We start from the raw sequence: 23578 nt of genomic DNA, 5'->3' as shown, positions 1-23578 counted from the left end.
GAACGATCACGACGCCGGGTCCGGCCGGGGATGTCGGCACCGTCGATAGGATGGCGACATGGTATCTGCGTCCGAGAATGACCGTCTCGTATGGATCGACTGTGAGATGACGGGCCTCGATCTCGCAGTCGACGAACTCGTGGAGATCGCGGTCGTGATCACCGACTTCGAACTCAACCCTGTCGATGCGGGGTTCCAGGTGGTGATCCGAGCCAGCGAAGCGGCCCTCGATCACATGAACGAGTTCGTCACGAACATGCACGAGACCTCGGGACTCATCGACGAGATCGCAGGCGGTCTCTCACTGGAAGAGGCGGAGGCGCAGACCCTCGCCTACATCAAGCGCTTCGTTCCGCTCGAGCGGAAGGCTCCTCTGGCCGGCAACACGATCGGCACGGACAGGATGTTCCTGGCGAAGTACATGCCCCAGGTCGACCAGTGGCTGCATTACCGCAACGTCGACGTGTCGAGCATCAAGGAGCTGTCGCGCCGCTGGTACCCGCGGGTCTTCTTCCAGGCTCCGTCGAAGGACGGCGGTCACCGCGCCCTCGCTGACATCCTGGAGTCGATCAGGGAGCTCCGTTACTACCGCGAGGCCGTCTTCGTCGATGAGCCGGGTCCGTCCAGCGACGAGGCTCGTGAGATCGCTTCGCGTACGGTGTCAGAGTTCACTCCGAACATGTAATAGACTCGTATGGTTGCCCGCTCCGGTGGGCACATGGTGGGTATAGCTCAGCTGGTAGAGCGCTGGCTTGTGGTGCCGGATGTCGCGGGTTCGAGTCCCGTTACTCACCCTCCAGAAGAAGGCCCGAATCGCAAGGTTCGGGCCTTCTTCGCATCTGCGCCTCGAATGAAGCACCCTCCGCGAAGCCCTAGACTGACGACGTGTCGCTCGCGGTCTGGTTCTCGTTGCTGACCGCTTCCGTCGTCATCAGCTTCACGCCGGGGGCCGGCGCGATCAACACGATGTCGAATGCGATGAATCAGGGATGGCGTCGTTCCATCTGGGGCATCGTCGGCCAGCAGATCGCCCTCATCGTCCATGTGGCGGTCGTCGCCGCTGGGGTCGGGCTCCTCGTGTCCCGCTCGGAGCTCCTCTTCAACGGCATCCGCTATGCCGGCGCGGCCTACCTCGTGTTTCTCGGCCTCCGTCTGATCCTGACGAAGCCGACCGTAGCGATCGAGGACGCGCCCGTTCCGGTCGACTCCCGTGAGAGTCCTTGGTCGATGATCCGCCGCGGGTTCTGGGTCAACCTGCTCAATCCCAAGGCGATCGTGTTCTTCCTGGCCTTCATCCCCCAATTCGTCAGGCTGGACCAGCCCCCGCTCCCCCAGTACCTCACGCTCATCACGACCGTGATCGTGGTGGACGTGATCGTGATGTGGGGGTTCTTCGCCGCGGCCGCGCGTCCGTTCCGTCGCCTCACGCGGACCGCGCGAGGACAGCGAGTGCTCAACACGGTCTTCGGCACGCTCTTCATAGCGGTCGCCGCTCTCCTCGTTCTCCTCCATTGAGCGCTGTCGCCCCTAGGCTGGAGGGGATGGACATGGATGCAGCCGGCTTCGAAGAGCTCGTGATCGCCGAGCTCGATCTGCTCCCCGACGACATGGTCGAAGGGCTCGACAACGTGGTGTTCGTCGTGGAGGACAGGCCAGAAGACGGCAGCCTCGATCTCCTCGGGCTCTACGACGGTTTGGCTCTGACGGAGCGGACGCAGTACGGGATGGGCGAGCTCCCCGACCGCATCGTCATCTACCGTGAGTCGCATCTGGCGCAGTGCGAGACGGATGAGGAGCTTCGGGACGAGGTGCACACGACCTTGGTCCACGAGATCGCGCACTTCTACGGGATCGACGATGCGCAGCTGCACGAGTTGGGCTGGGCATGACGATACCCACAGCCGTTCCGGATCTCGAGGAGACGATCGAACTCGGTGCCGCCCCTCTGGAACCGTGGCAGGTCGTCGTCTGGGATGATCCGGTGAACCTCATGAGCTACGTCGTCCGCGTCTTCCGGACATACTTCGGCTACTCGCTCGACCACGCGACAGCGCTCATGCTCGCGGTGCACAACGACGGGCACGCGATCGTCGCCACGGGCCCCCGAGAGACCATGGAGGTCCACGCGCAGGCGATGCACGACTATGGCCTCTGGGCGACGGTCAGGAGGGCCTCACCGTGACCTCAGACCGCATCATCGTCACGATCAGTGCCATCGAGGAGCGTCACCTCGCGATGCTCCTCGACGATCTCCTCGAGCTCATCGGTGAATCACGGAACGGCGAAGACCCAGCCGTCGACCGCCTGACGCCCAACCCGTATCCCGATGATCCCGAGGCCGCTGCCGACTTCGCCGGGAGCACTCGGAAGGATCTGCTCGATCGGCGCCTCGCGGATGCGCGGCGGATGCGTGGGGCGCTCGAAGACGTCTCTGTCCCTGCTGCAGGCCTCACGGATGCAGAAGCGGCCCGCACCCGTGAGCTCTCCATCACCCTGGACGATCTGGAGTCGTGGCTGCGCACCGTGACGACCCTCCGGCTCGTGATCGCCGATCGTCTGGGGATCACGACGGACGAGCACACGGTCTATGACAGCCGTCATGACGTGTACGACTGGCTGGGCTATCGTCTGGAGCTTCTCATCCAGGCGGCAGACGAAGCCGAGTCGGGCGCGTAGTCAGGGAACCTCGACGATGCGCGTCGCCAGGGAGCGAGGATCATCCCGCTCGACGTGACGGCGTTCCTGCGCGGCCCAGCGGTCCCAGTGGGGGCGATAGGTGTCGCCGTCGCGAGCGAGGGCACGCGCCTTCCGCGAGGCTTCGGCCGACTCCACCCAGACTCTGACATCCGCGAGACCCGCCGTGGAGGGGCGAAGAATGCCGCTGCCCTCGACGATCACTCCGAGGGAGGGGTCGACCGCATGACTCTCCGCCTCGGACTGCTCTTCCCAGTCCCAGCGACGCCAGATGCCGATGTAGCCGCGTCCGTGCGGACCGAGGATCCACTCGCGGGCGCGCTCCGCGCCGCCGTCGAGTCCGTCCCACCCCGGATAGAGGGAATCCAACGCGATGAGCTGCACGTGCCCGACCACCGGCCAGCGTCTCACCAGCAATGCGGCGAGAGAGGACTTGCCGGCCCCGCTGCCGCCGTCGATGAGGACGACCGGGTTCGCCGCGGCCACGGCACGGACATCCTGCTCGATCAGCGCCGCGGCGTGCGCCAGCGCAGCCGCGACCGGATCGTCACTTCTTGAGGGCACGGATGATGCGAGTGAGCGCCCGTCCGGCGACCCAGACGAACGGGACAGCGACCACGAGCAGCGTGACGATGTTGGGCTCGAAGCGCAGACCTTCCTCGCGACGCACATACACGCCGACCGGGACGGAGACGCCACCGCCGCCGCCACCCTCGCCGCCGTCTCCGCTGCCGCCACCGAATCCGGAGTACGTGAACGCCACCGGGGTGATACTCACTCCACCGACGTCCTGCGGTTCTCCGTACGCGCTCTTCACGCCGAAGGACGCAGCTTGCTTTCCGAGTTCCAGTGCAATGTTCGGCATACCCCCACGCTAGTCCAGGAACCGCGCGGGTGTGGGATCAATCCACGCCGTGGGCCTTGGGATGCTGGGCGGCTCCCCGACCGTCGCCACGACCGATGTGCCGAGCGCGACTGATCGTCGCCGTGCCGAACCGGGCGACGGCCTCGTCGACCGCGCCCTCGACTCTGCGCCAGTCCTCGTCTTCGTCCCAGAGGGCCAGACCGCCGCCTCCGGCAGGACGCAGGTTCTCGGCGCGAACACCCACGAGCCGGACGGGGTCGCGTCGATCGATCAGCTCGAACAGCGACTGCGCGGCCTCGCCGATGCGTTGCCCCACCGCGGTGGGCTCGCTCAAGGTCTGGGAGCGGTTCACCGTGCGGAAGTCGTCGAAGCGGATCTTGACGGAGACGGTCGAGGTCTCCCACTCCGCGCGCCGGAGCCGAGCCGCGACCCGGTCGGCCAGCCGCAGCAGCTCGGCTCGCAGGAACGGACGGTCGAGGATGTCGTGGTCGAACGTCTCCTCGTGGCCGATGCTCTTCTCCACCCGCTCCGTGTGCACCGCTCGCGGGTCGTCCCCCCTGGCGAGTTCTGCGAGACGCATGCTGAGCGCCGTGCCGACGGCACGCTCGACCATTCCGGGCCGCGCATCGCGGACGTCCTGCACCGTGCGGATACCGCGGGCCTCCAGCGCCTCCGCGGCCTTCGGACCGACGCCCCACATCGCCCGGACCGGTCGCGGTGCCAGGAAGTCGAGGGTGTCCTTCGCAGCGACCACGAGCATCCCATCGGGCTTGGAGATCGTCGAGGCCATCTTCGCGACGTGCTTGGTCGCCGCCACTCCCACGCTGCAGGTGATTCCCACCTCGTCCAGAACACGCTCCCGGACGAGTTCGGCGATGCGTGCAGGGCTCCCCCAGAGTCGACGAACACCCTGCACGTCGAGGAACGCCTCATCGACTGACAGCGGCTCGACCAGCGGCGTGAACGACTCGAAGATCGCCATGACCTGCCGGGAGACCTCCTGGTAGCGGTGGAAGTGCGGCGGGACGATACGCGCCGTCGGGCACAGTCGAAGCGCCTGCGACACGGGCATCGCCGCCCGAACGCCGTATCGTCTCGCCTCATACGATGCGCTCGACACCACGGAGCGCCCATCGGGAGATCCGATGATCAGAGGCAGTCCACGGAGCGACGGATCGTCGAGCACCTCCACCGCGGCGTAGAACGCGTCCATGTCGACATGGAGGATCCGCGTGCCGGAGTCGTCGGCGTCGGCGGCGGACACGATCCGCCCGCGCCCGTCACCGTGTCCCATACGACCATTCTCCCCCGGGCCTCCGACACGAGGCCCGGGGTGGGGTGCTACTGCGCAGCGCGCTCGAGAATGAGCTCACGGACACGGGCGGCGTCCGCCTGGCCCTTCATCGCCTTCATGACGGCCCCGATCACAGCGCCGGCTGCCTGCACCTTGCCGTCCTTGATCTTCGCCATCACGTCGGGCTGCGCTGCGAGGGCCTCATCGATGGCGGCGATCAGCGCTCCGTCGTCGGAGACGACCGCGAGCCCGCGCGAGTCGACCACTTCCTGCGGCGACCCCTCCCCCGCGATGACGCCCTCGAGCACTTGACGCGCGAGCTTGTCGGTCAGAGTTCCCGCGTCGACGAGCTGCTGCAGAGCAGCCACGTTCTCCGGGCTGATCAGCGCAGTCGCGTCCTTCTCCTGGGTGTTCGCGATACGCGTGATCTCACCGGTCCACCACTTGCGCGCGGTCGCCGGTGTCGCCCCGGCGGCGATCGTCGCCTCGACGACCTCGAGCAGACCGCCGTTGCGCACGTCCTGGAACTCCAGGTCGGTGAATCCCCACTCGGTCATGAGGCGACGACGACGTGCCACCGGCTGCTCCGGAAGCGCCTCGCGCAGCTCCGCGATCAGCTCGGCGGCCGGCTCCACAGGCAGCAGATCCGGCTCCGGGAAGTAGCGGTAGTCGTCGGCATCCGACTTGGGTCGTCCCGGCGAGGTCGTGCCGGTGTCCTCGTGCCAGTGCCGGGTCTCCTGCGTGATGGTGCCGCCGTCCGCGAGGATCTGCGCCTGACGCTGGATCTCGTATCGCACGGCCCGCTCGACCGAGCGCATCGAGTTGACGTTCTTCGTCTCGGTGCGGGTACCGAGCTTCTCCTGTCCGCGCGGACGCAGGGAGACGTTGGCGTCGCAGCGCAGGTTGCCGCGCTCCAGACGTGCTTCGGAGATGCCGAGGCCCCGCACGATGTCGCGGATCGCCTGCACATAGGCCTTCGCGACCTCCGGCGCACGGTGGTCGGTGCCGAAGATCGTCTTCGTCACGATCTCGACCAGCGGCACGCCGGCGCGGTTGTAGTCGACGAGCGAGTACTCTGCGCCCTGGATGCGCCCGGTCGCACCGCCCATGTGGGTCAGCTTGCCGGCATCCTCCTCCATGTGCGCGCGCTCGATGGGGATCGTGATGAGCGTCCCGTCCTCGAGCTCGACCTCCACCGAACCCTCGTACGCGATCGGCTCGTCGTACTGCGAGATCTGGTAGTTCTTGCCCAGGTCGGGATAGAAGTAGTTCTTCCGCGCGAACCGGCTCGATTCGGCGATCGAGCACCCGAGAGCCAGACCGAGACTGATCGAGGAGCGGATAGCCGTCTCGTTCACGACGGGAAGCGAGCCCGGGAGCCCGAGGTCGACCGGCGCGATGAGCGTGTTCGGCTCGGCGGCGTGGAACGCCTCGTTCGCCGGGTTCGGTGCATCCGAGAACATCTTGGTGTTGGTGTTCAGCTCGACGTGGACCTCGAATCCGAGGACCGGCTCGAACAGCTCGAGCGCCTTGTCGAAGTCCATGAGCTTGGCGGCGGCCATCAGCGCTTCCCTCCTGCGAGCTGCGGTGCACGGGTGAGCAGCGGTGCACCCCATGAATCGACGAGGAGCGTCTCGAGCGCCGCGCCGACCTTGTAGAGACGAGCATCCTCACGTGCCGGCGCGATGAACTGGATGCCCACCGGCAGCCCGTCCTCGTCCGCCAGACCGCTGGGGATGGAGATGCCCGGTACACCGGCCAGGTTCACCGGGATGGTGGTGATGTCGTTGAGGTACATCTGCAGCGGGTCGTCGATCTTCTCGCCGAGCTTGAACGCCGTCGTCGGCGCGGAGGGCGTCGCGATCACGTCGACCTCGGCGAACGCGTTCGCGAAGTCCTGCTGGATGAGCGTGCGGACCTTCTGCGCGCTGCCGTAGTAGGCATCGTAGTAACCCGCCGAGAGTGCGTAGGTACCGAGGATGATGCGGCGCTTGACCTCGTCGCCGAAGCCGGCGTCGCGCGTCGCGGACATGACATCCTCGACCGTCGGGTTCCCGTCGGGGGTCACCCGCAAACCGAAGCGCACCGAGTCGAACTTCGCGAGGTTGCTCGATGCCTCCGCCGGGAGGATCAGGTAGTAGGCGGCGACGCCGTACTCGAAGTGCGGCGCACCGATCTCGACGATCTCGGCTCCCTGGGACTCCATGAGCGCGAGAGCGCTGCGGAACGACGCGGCGACGCCGGGCTGGAAGCCGCTGTCGGGAAGCTCGCGGATCACGCCGACCTTGAGACCCTTGAGCACCTCTCCGCGCGCGCCCTCCCTTGCGGCCTCGGCGAACGAGGGCCACGCGTCGCGCAGGGAGGTCGAATCCTTCGGGTCATGACCACCGATCGCGTCGTGCAGCAGTCCGGAGTCGAGCACGGTGCGGGAGACCGGGCCGACCTGATCGAGGCTCGAGGCGAGGGCGATCGCGCCGTATCGGCTCACTCCGCCGTAGGTCGGCTTGACCCCGACCGTGCCGGTCACGTGCGCAGGCTGACGGATGGAGCCGCCCGTGTCCGAGCCGAGTGCGAGGGGCGCCTCGAAAGCTGCGACCGCGGCAGCCGAGCCGCCGCCGGAACCGCCGGGGATGCGATCGAGGTCCCAGGGGTTGTGTGTGGGACCGTATGCCGAGTGCTCGGTGGACGACCCCATCGCGAACTCGTCCATGTTGGTCTTGCCGAGCGGGATCAGCCCCGCGGCGCGCGAGCGGGCGACCACGGTCGCGTCATAGGGCGAACGGTAGCTTTCGAGGATGCGCGAGCCGCTCGTGGTGGGCTGGTCCGTCGTGACGAGGACGTCCTTGATCGCGAGAGGGACTCCCGCGAGCGGGCCCAGCTCTTCACCCGCCGCGCGACGGGCATCGATGGCTGCAGCCGCCTCGATCGCTCCTTCGTTGACATGCAGGAACGCGTGGACGTCACCATCCACCGCGGCGATGCGGTCGAGATGAGCGCGGGTGGCCTCGACACTGGAGACCTCGCCGGAAGCGAGCTTCGCGGCGAGATCCGCCGCGTCCAGACGGATGATGTCGGTCACTGCTCTTCTCCCAGGATCGCGGTCACACGGAAACGGCCGTCGGCGGCGTCTGGGGCGTTCTGAAGCACCTGCTCGTGCGTGAGCGTCTGCCCGACCACGTCGGGGCGGAAGACGTTGCTCAACGGGATGGGGTGACTCGTCGCTGCCACGTCGGCGGTAGCGACCTCCGACACCTTCGCGATGTTGTCGACGATCGCGTCGAGCTGGCCCGTGAGCCGCGACACCTCGTCGTCGTTCAGCTGGATGCGTGCGAGCACACCGAGGTGGCGCACGAGTTCAGGGGTGATTTCAGACACTCCCCCAGTCTAGTTGGAGCACCCGTCACTCCTCTTCCCTGGACGGTCCCCGACATATGCTGGGCGGGTGAGCACGTTCCAGCCCCCGCGCCCGTGGACCGCCAGCTACGCCGCAGGCGTCCCGGAAGACCTGCTTCCCGTCGACGGATCGCTCGTCGACATCGTCGCCGCCTCGGCACGCGACTATCCGGACGCCCCCGCGCTGCAGTTCTTCGGCCGCGAGACGACGTACGCCGAGCTCCAGGCCGCCATCGACCGGGCGGCGACGGGCCTGCGAGACCTGGGCGTCCGCGCCGGCGACCCGGTGGCCATCGTGCTCCCCAACTGTCCGCAGCACATCGTGGCGTTCTATGCCGTGCTCCGACTCGGCGCGGTGGTCGTCGAACACAACCCGCTCTACACGCCGCGCGAGCTCCGCAAGCAGTTCGAGGATCACGGCGCGAAGCATGCGATCGTGTGGAACAAGGTCGTCTCCACGGTGCAGGAGTTCCCCGCCGACCTGTCGGTGACGAATCTCGTCTCCGTCGACGTGACCCGCGCGATGCCCTTCCTCACCCGCTTCGCCCTGCGCCTGCCCGTCGCCAAGGCCCGGGAGTCCCGCGCAGCGCTCACCGAGAAGGTCCGCGGCACGGTGCTCTGGGACGCGCTGATCACCGCAGACCCGATCCCGTCGTCGCACCCGATGCCCGCAGCAGATGACCTCGCGATCATCCAGTACACCTCAGGCACGACCGGGACGCCGAAGGGGGCTGCGCTCACACACCGCAACCTGCTCGCCAACGCCGCGCAGTCGCAGGCCTGGGTGCCGTCGATCCAGCGCGGCAAGGGATGCGTCGTGTACGCGGTGCTGCCGATGTTCCACGCATACGGCCTCACGCTCTGCCTCACGTTCGCGATGTCCATGGGTGCGCGACTCGTGCTCTTCCCGAAGTTCGATCCCGACCTGGTCCTCGACGTCGTGAAGAAGCATCCGGCGACGTTCCTGCCGCTCGTGCCACCGATCGCCGACCGTCTGCTGAGCGCCGCCAAGGCCAAGGGCGTGTCGCTCGACGGCATCGAGGTCGCGATCTCCGGGGCCATGGCACTGCCCCACGAGCTGGTGGTGCCCTTCGAGGAGGCGACCAACGGCTACCTCGTCGAGGGCTACGGGCTGAGCGAGTGCTCGCCCGTGCTCATGGCCAACCCCGTCGCCGACAACCGCGTGCCCGGCACCGTGGGGCTTCCGCTGCCCGGCACCGAATGCCGGGTGGTCGACCCGGAGAACCCCTCGGACGACGTGCCCGCAGGATCAGCGGGAGAACTCGTGGTGCGCGGACCTCAGGTGTTCTCCGGGTACTACGGCAAGCCGGAGGAGACGGAGGCGGTGTTCGTCGACGGGTGGTACCGCACGGGCGACATCGTCACGATCGACGAAGCCGGCTTCGTGCGCATCGTCGACCGCATCAAAGAGCTCATCATCACCGGCGGCTTCAACGTCGCCCCGACCGAGGTCGAGAATGCGCTGCGCCAGCACCCTCAGGTGGTGGACGCCGCGGTCATCGGGCTTCCAAGCGAGCACTCGGGCGAAGAGGTCGTGGCGGCGATCGTCGTCGATCCGGAAACCGAGGTCGATGTGGAGGCCATCCGCGAGTTCGCGCGAAGCATCCTGACGCCGTACAAGGTCCCCCGGAGGATCTTCGTGGTGGACGAACTCCCGAAGTCGCTCATCGGCAAGGTGCTCCGTCGGCAGGTGAAGGAGAGGCTGGTCGCCCTGAACACCGGCTCCTGAGGACGCCCTCACAGGCGGCGGGACGCGCGGCGCGCTACCCTTGGGAAGTGACCCCTGAAGATGCAGTGCTGACCGACGCCCCCGAGGACTCCCCCGCGACCCCCGGATTCGAGGAACTCGGAATCACCGGGCCCGTCCTCAAAGCCATCAAGGACCTCGGCTACGAGACCCCGTCGCCCATCCAGGCGGCCACCATCCCCACCCTCCTCGCCGGGCGTGACGTCGTCGGCATGGCGCAGACCGGAACCGGCAAGACCGCGGCATTCGCGCTGCCTGTGCTCGAGCGTCTCGACGTCGCGCAGAAGACGCCGCAGGCCCTCGTGCTGGCTCCGACCCGAGAGCTCGCGCTCCAGGTGTGCGAGGCTTTCGAGTCCTACGCGTCCAAGATGAAGGGCGTGCATGTCCTCCCCGTCTACGGCGGACAGGGCTACGGCGTGCAGCTCTCGGCCCTGCGCCGCGGGGTGCATGTGATCGTCGGCACACCAGGCCGCATCATGGACCACCTCGCCAAGGGCACACTCGACCTGTCGCAGCTGCAGTACCTCGTGCTCGACGAAGCCGACGAGATGCTGAAGATGGGCTTCGCGGAGGATGTGGAGCAGATCCTCGCGCAGACCCCCGAGGAGAAGCAGGTCGCGCTGTTCTCCGCCACGATGCCGCCGCAGATCCGCCGCCTCGCGCAGAAGTACCTGCGCGAGCCGGAAGAGATCAGCATCAAGTCGAAGACCGCGACGGGCACGAACATCACTCAGCGGTACCTCGTGGTCTCGTACGCGCAGAAGGTCGATGCGCTGACCCGCATCCTCGAAGTCGAGAACTTCGACGGCATGATCGTCTTCGTCCGCACCAAGAACGAGACCGAGACACTCGCCGAGAAGCTCCGCGCCCGCGGCTACTCCGCTGCAGCCATCAACGGAGACGTGCCCCAGGTGCAGCGCGAGCGCAGCGTCAACCAGCTCAAGGACGGCAAGCTCGACATCCTCGTCGCAACCGACGTGGCCGCGCGCGGACTCGACGTCGAGCGCATCAGCCACGTCGTGAACTTCGACATCCCCACCGACACCGAGTCCTACGTGCACCGCATCGGACGCACCGGGCGCGCGGGACGAACGGGCGACGCGATCAGCTTCATCACCCCGCGCGAGCGCTACCTGCTGAAGCACATCGAGAAGGCGACCCGTCAGCAGCCCACTCAGATGCAGTTGCCGAGCACCGAGGACGTGAACACCACCCGGTTGGCCCGCTTCGACGATGCCATCACCACCGCGCTCTCGGAGACCGGACGCATCGACGCGTTCCGCGACATCATCGCGCACTACGTCCGTCATCACGATGTGCCGGAGAGCGATGTCGCCGCGGCGCTGGCCGTGGTCGCGCAGGGAGACAAGCCTCTGCTCCTCGATCCCGCCAACGATGCGCTCACCAGGGCGGTCGAAGCGGACAATCGGCCGCAGCGGGAGCGCCCCGCTCGTGACTCGCGCGAGCCTAGGGGCGAACGCCGCGGTCGTGGCGACTACACCGCCTATCGCATCGAGGTCGGCCGGCGCCACCGTGTCGAGCCGCGCCAGATCGTCGGCGCCCTCGCCAACGAGGGCGGTCTGGGCCGTGACGACTTCGGAGCGATCAACATCCGCCCCGACTTCTCGACCGTCGAGCTCCCGTCGAACATGGATCCCGCCGTGCTCGACAAGCTCCGCGACACCCGCATCTCGGGTCGTCTCATCGAGATCAAGCCCGATCGTGGACCTGGCGCTCGACGCAGCGGCCCGCGCGAGGATCGCGCATCCGGCGGTCGCGGTGACCGTTTCGATCGTCGTGACCGTGACGAGCGCCCTGCCCGCGAGAACCGGGACGAGAAGCCCTTCCGCAAGCCACGCCACAAGAGCTGAAGGCGGGTCGCGCGCGGCGGCGTCTAGCCGCTTCCGCGCGCGAGCCGTGCGGCGACGGCTATCAGCGGCTCCGGATGTGCCAGAAGTGCCCGCTGTTCCGGATGCGAGATGAGGTGAGCGATCAGTCGGTGCGCTCCCGTGACGGTCGGAGCCCAGTAGCCTCCGACGTGATGACGGCTCAGCGGGACGGTGCGCGTCTCCCCGTCGACGATGAGCTTCGCGGAACCGTCATCGGGATCGATCCCGAGGTCGCTCAGCGCCAGGGCGGTCAACGCCCCGAGCAGCACAGTGCCCGTGAGACCGGGAAGGCGGAAGCGCGTCGTCGGAACGTCGAGTTCCATCTGCGCGAGTCCCGTCCACGGCACGATGCCGCGATTCTCGGCTCCGTCGCGGATGAGCACCGCCTCGGGCATCAGCCGAAGGTGGTTCCGACCGGGATCACCGACAGCCAACGCCTCGGGGACGACGATCAGCGGACCGTAGCGCCTCACGCCCCTTCGCCCGCGGGAGGGAGCGCATCCGGACCCTCCGTCACCAGGATGTGGAACTGCGCCGCATCGAGGATCCGGAGACCGAGCTCTTCCGCCTTCGCGAGCTTGGACCCCGCACCGGGACCGGCGGCCACGAAGTCCGTCTTCTTGGACACGCTCGACGCCGCCTTTCCCCCCGCGTTGATGATGGCTTCCTGCGCACCCTCACGCGTGTAACCGTCGAGCGAGCCGGTGGCGACCACAGTCAGTCCTTCGAGCACCCCCCCTGCGGCGACGGCAGCGCCGGGACCGGGGTGACCGGGTGTCTTCCACTGCACTCCCGCATCCGCCCATTGCTCCACGATCTCTTTGTGCCAGTCGACCTCGAACCAGGCCAGGAGCGAGTCGGCGATGATGCCGCCCACACCCTCCACCGCGGCCAGCTCGTCGCGCGTAGCCGTGCGGATCGCGTCGAGCGAGCCGAACCACTGTGCCAGCGCCCTGGCAGCGACAGGTCCGACGTGGCGGATGTTCAACGACACGAGCAGACGCCACAGGTCTTTCTTCTTCGCCTTCTCGAGCTCGGCGAGGAGAGTGAGCGCCTGGGACGAGGGCTGCGGACCCTCGAGGCCAGACTTCTTCTCGGCCGCAGTCGGGTTCCGTCGGAACGGGGCGCGCGTCTTGACGATCCCGTCCTCATCTTCCTTGGGAAGCCCCGTCTCCGCGTCGCGGACCACCAGCTCGATGGGGACGAGCTGGTCGAGCGTGAGTGCGAAGAGACCGGCCTCGGTCTCGAGCGGCGGCACCGCGGGAGATGTCGGCTGCGTCAGAGCGGCGGCGGTGACCTCGCCGAGTGCCTCGACATCGAGGGCACCGCGGGAGCCGATGTGCTCGACACGTCCGCGCACCTGTGCCGGACACGAACGCGCGTTCGGGCATCGCAGATCGATGTCGCCCTCCTTCATCGCCCGAAGCGGTGTGCCGCATTCCGGGCACTCCAGGGGCATCACGAACTCGCGCTCGGTGCCATCTCTCTTCTCGACGACCGGGCCGAGGACCTCGGGGATGACGTCGCCGGCTTTGCGCAGCACGACGGTGTCTCCGATCAGCACGCCCTTCGCCTTGACGACGTCCTTGTTGTGCAGGGTCGCCTGCCGGACGACGGACCCGGCGACCTGCGCAGGGGCCATCACCGCGAAAGGAGTCGCGCGGCCGGTGCGGCCGACCGACACCACGATGTCGAGGAGTTTCGTCTGCACCTCTTCCGGCGGGTACTTGTACGCGATCGCCCAGCGCGGAGCCCGGCTGGTCGCGCCGAGCTCGTCATGGAGCTCGAGCTCGTCGACCTTCACCACGATGCCGTCGAGCTCGTGCTCGATGTCGTGGCGGTGCTCGCCGTAGTACTCCACGAACGTCACCACCTCATCGATCGTGTGACACACCCTGGTGTGCGGGCTCGTGGGCAGCCCCCACTCGGCCAGAAGGTCGTACACCTCGCTCTGCGCCGCGACGGGAGGGTTCGACCACGCGCCGACGCCGTGCACGTAGAGCGCGAGGGATTCGATGCGCAGCAGGCCGGCTTCGAGTTCGAGGCCGTTCTTCTTGTCGATCTGCTGACGCAGGCCACCACTCGCTGCGTTGCGAGGGTTGGCGAACGCGGGGAATCGGCGCGCGGCGGCGGTGCGAGCCTTCTCCTCATCGAACGGCTTCTTCGTTCCGCCCCGCGACTCCCAGCGCTCGAGCGCATCGGCGAAGGCGCGGTCGCGGAAGGCCGCCTGCGCCGCGTTGAGCCGTTCGAACGCGGCGACGGGGATGAAGACCTCTCCGCGCACCTCCACGATGGCCGGGTGGCCCTCACCGCTCAGTCGATACGGGATCTCGGGCAGTCGAAGCGCGTTCTCCGTGACGATCTCCCCGACGCGTCCGTCGCCCCTGGTGGCGGCGGAGGTGAGCACGCCGTTCTCGTAGCGGAGGTTGATGGCGAGGCCGTCGATCTTCAGCTCGGTGAGCCAGGCGACATCGCGTCCGGCGGCGGCCTTCGTCTTCGCGGCCCATTCCCGCAGCTCGTCGACGGAGAAGACGTTGTCGAGGCTGAGCATGCGCTCCGCGTGCTCGATGGTCGCGAGGCCCGTCGCCTCAGCTGCCCCCACCATCTGCGTCGGCGAGTCCTGCCCCTGCAACTCGGGGTGCAGACGTTCGAGCTCTTCGAGTCGGCGCATCCAGCCGTCGTAGGTGGAATCATCGACGATCGAGGTGTCGCGGCCGTAGTAGGCCTCCTTCGCATCGAGGATGCGTGTGGTCAGCTTCTCGGCTTCGGTTCGGGCGTCTTCCAGCGAGATGTTCTCCGGCACCCCGTCAGTCTACGAGCGGGTACCGACACCGGAGGAGGCTACGCGCCGACAGGGACCGCAGACACCGTGGTGTCGATCGTGAACTGTCCGAGCACCCGCGTCCCGATGTAGAGCACGGCGGTCTGCCCTGGCGCGACACCGTCCAACGCGACCTCGGGCGTCACGCGGACGCCGCCTTCGAAGATCTCGGCCCTCGCAGGGACGGGCTCGGCGTGCGCGCGGATCTGCACGTGGCACTCGAACGAGGACTCCGTCGGTGCAGCACCGGCCCAGCTGAACCGCTCTCCCGCGATCTCGGCGATCGCGAGCGCCTCCTTGGGGCCGACGACCACCGTGTTCGAGACCGGTCGCACCTCGAGGACGAAGCGCGGCTTGCCGTCTGCTGCGGGGACGCCGAGCTTGAGCCCGCGCCGCTGTCCGACGGTGAAGGCATGCGCGCCCTCGTGCGAACCCACGACCTCGCCGGCGCGATCGACGATCTCGCCCGTGGCCGTGCCGACCTTCTCGGCGAGCCAGCCACGCGTGTCACCATCGGGGATGAAGCAGATGTCGTGGCTGTCCGGCTTCTGCGCGACGCTCAGGCCGCGTGCTTCGGCCTCTGCGCGGACGATGGCCTTCGAGGGCGTCGTGCCGAGCGGGAAGTAGGTGTGCGCGAGCTGTTCGGCCGTGAGGACGCCGAGCACGTAGGACTGGTCCTTGGCGTTGTCCGACGCCCGGTGCAGCTCGAGGCCGCCCTCGCCGTCGACCAGAGTGGCGTAATGCCCCGTGCACACCGCGTCGAAGCCCAACTCGATCGCACGCTCCAGCAGGGCGGCGAACTTGATCTTCTCGTTGCAGCGCATGCAGGGATTCGGGGTACGTCCTGCCTGGTACTCCGAGATGAAGTCCTCGATCACGTCGTCTTGGAACCGCTCGGAGAAATCCCAGACGTAGAACGGGATGCCGAGCATATCGGCTGCGCGGCGCGCGTCGAGGGCATCCTCGATCGTGCAACATCCTCGACTGCCGGTGCGCAGCGTTCCGCCGGCCCGGGAGAGCGCGAGATGCACGCCGACCACGTCGTGCCCCGCCTCCACGGCCCTGGCTGCCGCGACGGCCGAGTCGACTCCACCGCTCATCGCCGCAAGGATCCGCATACGACCAGTCTACGAGCGCGCGGCTGTGCCGGCGCCGGATGCGCGCGTGTACGCCTCGGCGATCGCACCGAGCACGGCATCGACGTCGCTCCCTGTCGATGTCCGTCCGAGCGAGAAGCGCAGCACGCTGCGGGCGTCCCGCTCCGGGCGTCCCATCGCCATCACGACATGCGAAGGTTCGGCCACGCCCGCCTGACAGGCTGACCCGGTCGACGCCGCCACTCCTGCGACGTCGAGCAGGAACAGCAGGCTCTCCCCCACCGCACCCGGGAACAGGATGTGCGCGTTGCCGGGAAGACGGTCGTTCGGATCGCCCAGGAGCTCGGCCGTCGGCACCGCGGCAACGATCCCGGCCACCAGGCGGTCGCGCAGCGCACTCAGACGCGCAGCCTCGCTCTGTCGTTCGTGCTCCGCGAGTTCGAGAGCCACGGCGAGGGCGGCCGCTCCGGCGACATCCTGGGTGCCGGCGCGCAGGCCCCGTTGCTGGGCTCCCCCGCGCAGCAACGCCGTGAGCCGGGCGGAGCGAGCGGTGACGAGCACCCCGACCCCCACCGGTGCGCCGATCTTGTGGCCGGCGAGGCTCATCGCGACGAGCCCGACCCCGCTCTCCGCCTCTCCTCGAAAGCCCCGGAACGACAACGGCACGTGGCCGAGCGCAGCGACCGCGTCGAGGTGGAGTGGAACTCCGGCGCCGGCGGACGCTGCCGCGAGCGACCGCGCGTCGTTGATCGTCCCCGCCTCGTTGTTCGCCACCAGCGCGGTGGCGAGGGCAGCTCCGGGAAGTGCCTCGGCGAAGCGCTCCGGGACGATGCGCGCCGTGGACGAGACGGGCACCTGTCGTACCTCTGCGCCCTCATCGAGCAGCGCGGCGACGGTGTCCAACGTCGCGTGGTGCTCGGCGTCGGGCATCACGATCGCCGATGTCCCCGCGGGCCGGGCACGCCATAAACCCTGCAGGGCCAGGTTGATCGACTCGGTGCCACCCGAGGTGAACACGATCTCGATCGGGTCGGCCTCCAGCACCGCCGCCACGCGCTCACGGGACTCCTCGAGAAGCCGCCGTGCGTCCTGGCCGGCGCCGTGAGTCGATGAGGCGTTGCCCACCGTCTCGGACGCTGCCAGCCACGCCTCACGCGCTTCGGGGCGCAGGGGCGTGGTCGCCGCGTGGTCGAGATAGTGCCGCATCCTTCGATTCTCTCGCGAAACCGTCGAGAGAGGGCCTTCCGGCCTGGGACCGGGTCCGCCTTGTCATGAGACGGCAACACATCACGCCTAATGTGTACTCATGCCCGCGTCCCGAGACCTCACCGCGCCCGGCGGCCCCGTCCTCGACAACCTCGGCGTCCGTCTGCACGACGGTGTCGGCACACTGCGCGTCTGGTCGCAGAACGCGTCATCCGTCGAGCTTGTCGTCTTCGACGCGACCGATCTCGACTGGGCCACCGATCAGGTGGCGCTCGAACGTCGGCCAGGGGGGATCTGGGAAGTCACGACGGAGATGCTCCAGCCGGGGGTTCGCTACGCGATCCGCGTCAGCGGCCCACACGGCCCGGGGAATACCTTCAACCCGGAGACACTGCTGCTGGATCCCTACGCTCGCGGCCTCGCGCAAGGAGACGGGTACGAGGAGTGGCGCTCGGTCGTCATCGTCGACGGGTTCGACTGGGGCGACTCGCAGAAGCCTCGCGTGCCCCTGGACCGCACCGTGATCTACGAAGGCCATGTCAAGGGGCTCACCAAACGTCACCCGGACGTCCCACCCGCGCTGCACGGCACCTACGCCGGTCTCGCGCACCCTGCGATGATCGAGCACTTCCACGAGCTGGGCATCACCTCGATCGAATTGCTGCCTGTGCACGCCTTCGTGCCGGAACCGCGACTCCTCGAACGAGGACTCACGAACTACTGGGGCTACAACACCCTGAACTTCTTCACTCCGCACACCGCCTACGCGACGGAGGAGGCACGGAAGGCGGGCCCCGAAGCCGTACTGGCCGAGTTCAAGGGCATGGTGCGGCTGCTGCATGAGGCGGGGCTCGAGGTGATCCTCGACGTCGTGTACAACCACACCTCGGAAGAGGGCATCGGCGGACCGCGATCGAGCCTGCGGGGCATCGACAACGCGAGCTACTACCGTCAGGACGAGTCAGGGATCTACATCGACACGACGGGCTGCGGCAACACCCTCAACACGTCGACGGCTGCCGGCGCGAGACTCGTGCTGGACTCGCTGCGCTACTGGGCGCAGGAGATGCAGATCGACGGATTCCGCTTCGACCTCGCCACTGCCATCGCGCGAGACGAGACGCACGCCTACTCGCCGGACCACCCGCTCCTCGCGGCCATCGCGGATGATCCCGTCCTCGCGGACACCAAGCTCATCGCCGAGCCGTGGGATGTGGGCCTCGGTGGCTGGCAGACGGGGAACTTCCCCGCCGGCTGGCATGAATGGAACGACCGCTACCGCGACAGGGTGCGCAACTTCTGGTTGAGCGACATCGACTACGCGCGCCGCGCATCCGCCCCGGTCGGAATCGGCGGATTCGCGACCCGCCTCGCCGGATCCTCCAACACGTTCAGCGAAGACCGCGGCCCGCTCGCCAGCGTGAACTTCGTGACCGCCCACGACGGATTCACCCTGCATGATCTCGTCTCCTACGACGTGAAGCACAACGAGGCGAACGGCGAGCACAATCGCGACGGCGCCGACATGAACCGCGCCTTCAACCACGGAGTCGAGGGCCCGACCGACGACCCGGCGATCCTCGCCGCCCGCCGCAAGGCGATGCGGAACCTCCTGGGGACCCTGCTGCTGTCGGCAGGTATTCCGATGCTCACTGCCGGCGATGAAGTCGGTCGCACCCAACGAGGCAACAACAACGCCTACGCCCAGGACTCCGTGCTCACCTGGCTCGGCTGGGAGTTCGAGCCCTGGCAAGAGGACCTGCGCGCTCACGTCTCCCGCCTGATCCGCCTGCGTCAGGAGAATCCCGCACTGCGCCCCAGCCGCTATGCGCGACTCGGCGAGCACATTCCCAATGCCTCGGTGATGGACTGGTACGACCAGAACGGCGAGACGATGGAGCAGCAGCAATGGGCCGACCCCGGCAACAGGACGCTGCAGTACGTCGCCGCCTCCACGCCTGATACCGAGGCGCACAACCGCATCCTGCTCATCGTGCACGGAACCGAGTCCCCCGTGGACGTCCGTCTCCCCGAGGAGATCGATGGAGCGACGCGCTTCGTCTCGCTGTGGTCGAGCGCACAGGAACGTCCCTCCGACGACGCCGAGGTCTTCGCACCCGGCGATGTCCTTCCGGTATCCGGCACGTCGATGAGGCTTTTCCGCGTGGAATGAGTCCGGCGGCCGACGCACCATCCTGCGCGCTACCCGCCACCACGTCCGCGCGGTACATTCGGGAGGTGGCTGCTCGTGCTGGTACTCGGTCCTCGGCTCTTCGGAGCCCCGTTCAGATCCCGGCGCGCGCCGCGGGCGGAGCAGATGCTCCCGGCTCGTTGCGGACGACGCGCATCCCGCTCCTCGAACCGGCGCCCACCGTCCCTGGCGGGTTCACTCCGAAGGCCTTCGTCGGCGAGGTCGTCCCCTTCCGGGTGGTCGCGTTCCGAGAGGGGCACGACATCATCGGCGTGCATGTCCGCCTCACATCGCCCTCCGGCGAAGAGAGCCTGCATCGCCTCACGCCGCGCGACGACGGCACCGACACGTGGGTGGCGGAGATCGCGCTCGACGAGCAGGGCTCCTGGAGCTACCGGTTCGAAGCCTTCTCCGACGACTTCGCGACCTGGGCCCACGCCGCCGCGCTGAAGGTGGCGGCCGGCGTCGACGTCCCGGTCATGGCGGCACTCGGCGCCGATCTCCTCACCACCGCCGCCGCGGAGAAGGATCGTCCTGCAGGGCAGCGGAAGCGGCTGGCCGCCGATGCCCTCTCACTCCGCAACGGAGATGCCGCGACGACCATCGCCCTGTCGACGGATGCAGAGCTCGCACAGATCTTCCGAGAGCGTCCTGTGGCGTCGCTGCGCTCCGTCACACTCCCCCAGACCCTGAACGTCGACCGGCGCGCCGCGGGTGTCGGCGCCTGGTACGAGTTCTTCCCCCGCTCCGAGGGCGCCAGACGCCTCAAGGACGGCACAGTCAGGAGCGGCACTCTCCGCACGGCGACACGACGGCTGCCCGAGGTCGCAGCCATGGGGTTCGACGTCGTCTACCTGGTGCCGATCCATCCGATCGGCACCACCAACCGCAAGGGCCGCAACAACACCCTCACGGCCGAACCGGGTGACCCGGGGTCCCCGTACGCGATCGGCGCAGCGGAGGGCGGACACGACGCCATCCATCCAGACCTCGGCTCGCCGCAGGATTTCCGTGCCTTCGTGCGTGCGGCCCGTAAGGAAGGCCTCGAGGTCGCTCTCGATCTCGCGTTGCAGGCCTCTCCCGACCATCCCTGGGTGCAGGAGCATCCGGAGTGGTTCACGACCCTCCCCGACGGGACGATCGCCTATGCCGAGAACCCGCCGAAGAAGTACCAGGACATCTATCCGCTCAACTTCGACAATGATCCCGCGGGCATCTACGCCGAGATGCTGCGCGTCGTGCGGCACTGGGTTGAGCAGGGCGTGAAGATCTTCCGCGTCGACAACCCGCACACCAAGCCGCTCCAGTTCTGGGAGTGGCTCATCGCCGAGGTGAATGCGGCCGATCCCGACGTCATCTTCCTGGCGGAGGCGTTCACACGCCCGGCCGTCATGCGCGCGCTCGCCGCCGTGGGCTTCCAGCAGAGCTACAGCTATTTCACGTGGCGCAACACGAAGGCGGAGCTCGAGGAGTTCCTGACGTCGGTGTCCCAGGAGACCTCCGACTACATGCGTCCGAACCTGTTCGTGAACACGCACGACATCCTCACCGAGTACCTGCAGTTCGGCGGCAGAGCGGCCTACCGCATCCGCGCCTGCATCGCGGCGACGGCCGGTCCCGTCTACGGCGTGTACGCCGGATACGAGTTGTTCGAGAATGTCGCCAGGCCCGGTTCGGAAGAGAACATCGACAACGAGAAGTACGAGTTCAAGTTCCGCGACTGGGCGGGTGCCGAAGCCAGAGGCGAATCGCTCGCTCCTCTGCTGCGCCGACTCAACGCGATCCGCGATGCGCACCCCGCACTGCAGCAGCTTCGCAACTTCCGGGTGCACTGGAGCGATGACGATGCCGTCCTCGTCTACAGCAAGCACCTTGCTGCCGAGTTCACCGGTACCGGACGCCCGGACACCGTCATCGTGGTCGCCAACGTCGATCCGCACTCGGTACGCGAGACGACCGTGCATCTCGACACGACGCAATGGGGAATCCCGCTGGGGGAAACCTTCGAGGTCGAGGATCTCCTCACCGGAGCGATCTGGACCTGGAGCGACCACAACTACGTACGACTCGACGCGTTCGCCGAGCCGGTGCACATCCTGAAGGTGAGGGAACGATCATGAGCTACACCGAAGACGTCGCAGCATCCACCGAGTGGGAGGCGATCTCCGCGGCCACGCATCACGATCCGCACGCGGTTCTCGGAGCGCACGCGCACAAGGATGCCGCTGATCGTACCGTCACGGTCATCCGGGCCAGACGCCCCCTCGCGGGTGCGGTCGCTGCCGTGTTCGCCGACGGGAGCAGGCTCGAACTCTCCCATGTCGCACACGGCATCTGGGAAGCTCAGCACGACGGCCCCCCACTCCCGTATCGGATCGCGACGCGGTACGGCGATCAGGAGGAGACGGTCGTCGGCGACCCCTACCGCCATCCCCCGACTCTCGGCGATCTCGACCTCCACCTCATCGCCGAGGGACGTCATGAGCGCCTCTGGGAGGTGCTGGGAGCACACCTGCGCACCTTCGACGGCGAGATCGGCGTCTCATTCGCCGTCTGGGCCCCGCATGCCACAGCCGTGCGCGTGGTCGGTGATCACAACGGCTGGAACGGCGAGTCCCACGCCATGCGCTCGATGGGGGTCAGCGGCGTCTGGGAGCTCTTCGTCCCCGGGATCCCGATCGGCACCAGATACAAGTATCAGATCCGTACCCGTGACGGAGCGTGGATCCTCAAGGCCGATCCGATGGCGCTCGCGGCGGAGGTGCCGCCGGACACCGCCTCCGTCGTGACGACCTCCTCCCACTCCTGGTCCGATGGCGCTTGGATGACGAGGAGGGCGGCCACCCATGCCGTCGCACAGCCGCTGTCGGTCTACGAGGTCCACGTCGGCTCGTGGCGAGGCGGACTGGGCTATCGCGAGATCGCGGGTCCGCTCATCCAGCACGTGACGGACGCGGGATTCACCCATGTCGAGTTCATGCCGCTCGCGGAGCACCCCTTCGGCGGATCCTGGGGCTACCAGGTGAGCGGGTACTACGCCCCGACCAGTCGTTTCGGCAGCCCCGACGACCTCCGCTACCTCATCGACCGCCTGCACCAGGCAGGCATCGGCGTCATCATGGACTGGGTGCCGGGGCACTTCCCCAAAGACGCCTTCGCCCTCGCGCGCTTCGACGGACAGCCGCTCTACGAGCACCCTGATCCGCGACGGGGAGAGCACCAGGACTGGGGAACGCTGATCTTCGACTACGGCAGGCCGGAGGTACGGGGATTCCTCGTCGCCAACGCACTCTATTGGCTCGAGGAGTTCCACGTCGACGGTCTCCGCGTGGACGCGGTCGCCTCCATGCTCTATCTCGACTACTCGCGCGAACCCGGCCAGTGGGAGCCGAACATCCACGGCGGACGCGAGAACCTCGAGGCGATCCGCTTCCTGCAGGAGGTCAATGCCACCTCGTACCGGCTGCACCCGGGAATCCTGATGATCGCGGAGGAGTCGACCAGCTTCCCCGGGGTCACTGCTCCGACCGATCACGCGGGTCTGGGGTTCGGCTTCAAATGGAACATGGGCTGGATGAACGACTCGCTCCAGTACATCGCCCGCGACCCGATGTACCGCGGTCACCATGAAGGCGAGATGACCTTCTCCTTCGTGTATGCCTTCGGAGAGAACTACCTGCTTCCCATAAGTCACGACGAGGTCGTGCACGGCAAGGGCAGTCTGCTCGCCAAGATGCCGGGTGATCACTGGCACAAGCTCGCGAACGTCCGCGCGTATCTCGCCTACATGTGGGGACATCCCGGCAAGAAGCTGCTCTTCATGGGACAGGAGTTCGGTCAGCTCGCCGAGTGGTCGGAGGGTCGGGAGTTGGACTGGTGGCTTCTCGAGCAGCCGTCACACGCGCAGCTGCAGGACTTCGTCGGCGCGATGAACCGCTCCTACCGGGCGCAGGCACCGCTGTGGGAACGCGACAACGACGGCTCCTCGTTCAGCCGACTCGGAGCGCCGAGCTGGGATCCCACGGTGATCGCCTTCGAACGACGCGACGCCCACGGGGGGCGCCTGGTCGTCGTCAGCAACTTCGCGGGGGTGGAACGCACTGGCTACCAGCTCAACCTGCCCCGCGAGGGCGTGTGGCAGGAGGTGCTCAACACGGATGCCTCCGACTACGGGGGTCGCGGATCGGGGAACCTGGGCCTGGTGTACGCCAAGCCCGCAGAAGGCGGCGCAGCTCTCGCGAGCCTGACGCTGCCTGCGCTGTCCACTCTGTGGCTGCGCTACCAGTCCGATCCACACGTGCCGACAGTCAACAACGGCTGAGGTGCTCTGGCGCGCGTGCGCACGCGCGCCAGACCGAGG

20 protein-coding genes and 1 tRNA gene are annotated in these 23578 nt (G+C 67.7%); 11 read left to right on the top strand and 10 right to left on the bottom strand.

The window, feature by feature from the left end:
• Positions 1-58 precede the first annotated feature (58 nt).
• From orn to AB4070_RS01445, 6 genes are all read left to right on the top strand, one after another.
• Complete coding sequence (gene orn / locus AB4070_RS01470; RefSeq protein ID WP_441978610.1) at positions 59-685, top strand: oligoribonuclease; 627 nt, start codon at positions 59-61, stop codon at positions 683-685.
• Positions 686-720: 35 nt separating this feature from the next.
• Positions 721-795: transfer RNA gene (locus tag AB4070_RS01465), tRNA-His, on the top strand.
• A gap of 90 nt (positions 796-885) precedes the next feature.
• On the top strand, positions 886-1515 hold the full coding sequence (locus AB4070_RS01460; protein ID WP_441978609.1) for a LysE family translocator: 630 nt from the start codon (positions 886-888) through the stop codon (positions 1513-1515).
• Positions 1516-1541: 26 nt separating this feature from the next.
• Positions 1542-1889 (top strand): metallopeptidase family protein, encoded by a 348-nt coding sequence (locus AB4070_RS01455; protein ID WP_441978608.1) that lies wholly within the window; start codon positions 1542-1544, stop codon positions 1887-1889.
• A complete protein-coding gene (clpS, locus tag AB4070_RS01450) occupies positions 1886-2182 on the top strand; it encodes an ATP-dependent Clp protease adapter ClpS (protein WP_441978607.1) in 297 nt (98 codons plus the stop codon). The genes AB4070_RS01455 and clpS overlap by 4 nt, the downstream gene beginning before the upstream one ends.
• Entirely contained in the window at positions 2179-2676 is a 498-nt protein-coding gene (locus AB4070_RS01445; protein ID WP_441978606.1) for a DUF2017 family protein, read from the top strand. The genes clpS and AB4070_RS01445 overlap by 4 nt, the downstream gene beginning before the upstream one ends.
• Here the strand turns inward: AB4070_RS01445 and AB4070_RS01440 are convergent, their stop codons facing one another.
• Genes AB4070_RS01440 through gatC form a run of 6 tightly spaced genes read right to left on the bottom strand, consistent with a single transcriptional unit; the run spans position 2677 to position 8228 of the window.
• Complete coding sequence (locus tag AB4070_RS01440) at positions 2677-3258, bottom strand: hypothetical protein (RefSeq protein ID WP_441978605.1); 582 nt, start codon at positions 3256-3258, stop codon at positions 2677-2679.
• The gene (locus tag AB4070_RS01435) at positions 3242-3559 is read right to left on the bottom strand and encodes a hypothetical protein (RefSeq protein ID WP_441978604.1); all 318 of its coding nucleotides are present in this window, start codon (positions 3557-3559) and stop codon (positions 3242-3244) included. Before AB4070_RS01435 ends, AB4070_RS01440 begins: the two co-directional genes overlap by 17 nt.
• A 37-nt stretch (positions 3560-3596) precedes the next feature.
• On the bottom strand, positions 3597-4853 hold the full coding sequence (dinB, locus tag AB4070_RS01430) for a DNA polymerase IV (protein ID WP_441978603.1): 1257 nt from the start codon (positions 4851-4853) through the stop codon (positions 3597-3599).
• A 47-nt stretch (positions 4854-4900) separates the two neighbouring features.
• Positions 4901-6415: an Asp-tRNA(Asn)/Glu-tRNA(Gln) amidotransferase subunit GatB gene (gene gatB / locus AB4070_RS01425; protein WP_441978602.1), complete on the bottom strand. Its 1515-nt coding sequence runs from the start codon at positions 6413-6415 to the stop codon at positions 4901-4903.
• Positions 6415-7932 (bottom strand): Asp-tRNA(Asn)/Glu-tRNA(Gln) amidotransferase subunit GatA, encoded by a 1518-nt coding sequence (gatA, locus tag AB4070_RS01420; RefSeq protein ID WP_441978601.1) that lies wholly within the window; start codon positions 7930-7932, stop codon positions 6415-6417. The genes gatB and gatA overlap by 1 nt, the downstream gene beginning before the upstream one ends.
• On the bottom strand, positions 7929-8228 hold the full coding sequence (gene gatC, locus AB4070_RS01415) for an Asp-tRNA(Asn)/Glu-tRNA(Gln) amidotransferase subunit GatC (RefSeq protein ID WP_026049703.1): 300 nt from the start codon (positions 8226-8228) through the stop codon (positions 7929-7931). The genes gatA and gatC overlap by 4 nt, the downstream gene beginning before the upstream one ends.
• 67 nt (positions 8229-8295) lie before the next feature.
• Between gatC and AB4070_RS01410 the strand changes: the two genes are divergently transcribed.
• Together AB4070_RS01410 and AB4070_RS01405 are read left to right on the top strand one after the other, a co-directional pair.
• Positions 8296-9996 (top strand): long-chain-fatty-acid--CoA ligase, encoded by a 1701-nt coding sequence (locus tag AB4070_RS01410; protein ID WP_441978600.1) that lies wholly within the window; start codon positions 8296-8298, stop codon positions 9994-9996.
• Positions 9997-10043: 47 nt separating this feature from the next.
• Positions 10044-11885, top strand: a complete 1842-nt coding sequence (locus AB4070_RS01405) for a DEAD/DEAH box helicase (RefSeq protein WP_441978599.1) — start codon at positions 10044-10046, stop codon at positions 11883-11885.
• Positions 11886-11908: 23 nt separating this feature from the next.
• Here AB4070_RS01405 and AB4070_RS01400 read toward each other — a convergent pair whose 3' ends face one another.
• The 4 genes from AB4070_RS01400 to AB4070_RS01385 are packed head-to-tail and all read right to left on the bottom strand — an operon-like array spanning position 11909 to position 17027.
• Positions 11909-12376: a hypothetical protein gene (locus tag AB4070_RS01400; RefSeq protein WP_441978598.1), complete on the bottom strand. Its 468-nt coding sequence runs from the start codon at positions 12374-12376 to the stop codon at positions 11909-11911.
• Complete coding sequence (ligA, locus tag AB4070_RS01395; protein ID WP_441978597.1) at positions 12373-14706, bottom strand: NAD-dependent DNA ligase LigA; 2334 nt, start codon at positions 14704-14706, stop codon at positions 12373-12375. Before ligA ends, AB4070_RS01400 begins: the two co-directional genes overlap by 4 nt.
• A gap of 38 nt (positions 14707-14744) precedes the next feature.
• A complete protein-coding gene (mnmA, locus tag AB4070_RS01390) occupies positions 14745-15842 on the bottom strand; it encodes a tRNA 2-thiouridine(34) synthase MnmA (RefSeq protein WP_441978596.1) in 1098 nt (365 codons plus the stop codon).
• Between the two features lie 9 nt (positions 15843-15851).
• Entirely contained in the window at positions 15852-17027 is a 1176-nt protein-coding gene (locus tag AB4070_RS01385; RefSeq protein ID WP_441978595.1) for a cysteine desulfurase family protein, read from the bottom strand.
• Between the two features lie 100 nt (positions 17028-17127).
• Between AB4070_RS01385 and glgX the strand changes: the two genes are divergently transcribed.
• From glgX to glgB, 3 genes are all read left to right on the top strand, one after another.
• A complete protein-coding gene (glgX, locus tag AB4070_RS01380; RefSeq protein WP_441978594.1) occupies positions 17128-19200 on the top strand; it encodes a glycogen debranching protein GlgX in 2073 nt (690 codons plus the stop codon).
• 65 nt (positions 19201-19265) lie between these two features.
• On the top strand, positions 19266-21338 hold the full coding sequence (locus tag AB4070_RS01375) for a maltotransferase domain-containing protein (protein WP_441978593.1): 2073 nt from the start codon (positions 19266-19268) through the stop codon (positions 21336-21338).
• Positions 21335-23539 (top strand): 1,4-alpha-glucan branching protein GlgB, encoded by a 2205-nt coding sequence (gene glgB / locus AB4070_RS01370; RefSeq protein WP_441978592.1) that lies wholly within the window; start codon positions 21335-21337, stop codon positions 23537-23539. The genes AB4070_RS01375 and glgB overlap by 4 nt, the downstream gene beginning before the upstream one ends.
• Positions 23540-23578: the final 39 nt, after the last annotated feature.

It is taken from the genome of Microbacterium sp. 2RAF4 (assembly GCF_052115285.1).
GTDB classification, from domain to species: domain Bacteria; phylum Actinomycetota; class Actinomycetes; order Actinomycetales; family Microbacteriaceae; genus Microbacterium; species Microbacterium oxydans.
Note: the sequence above shows the minus strand (reverse complement) of the source record. Positions and strands in the feature narration are given on the sequence as shown.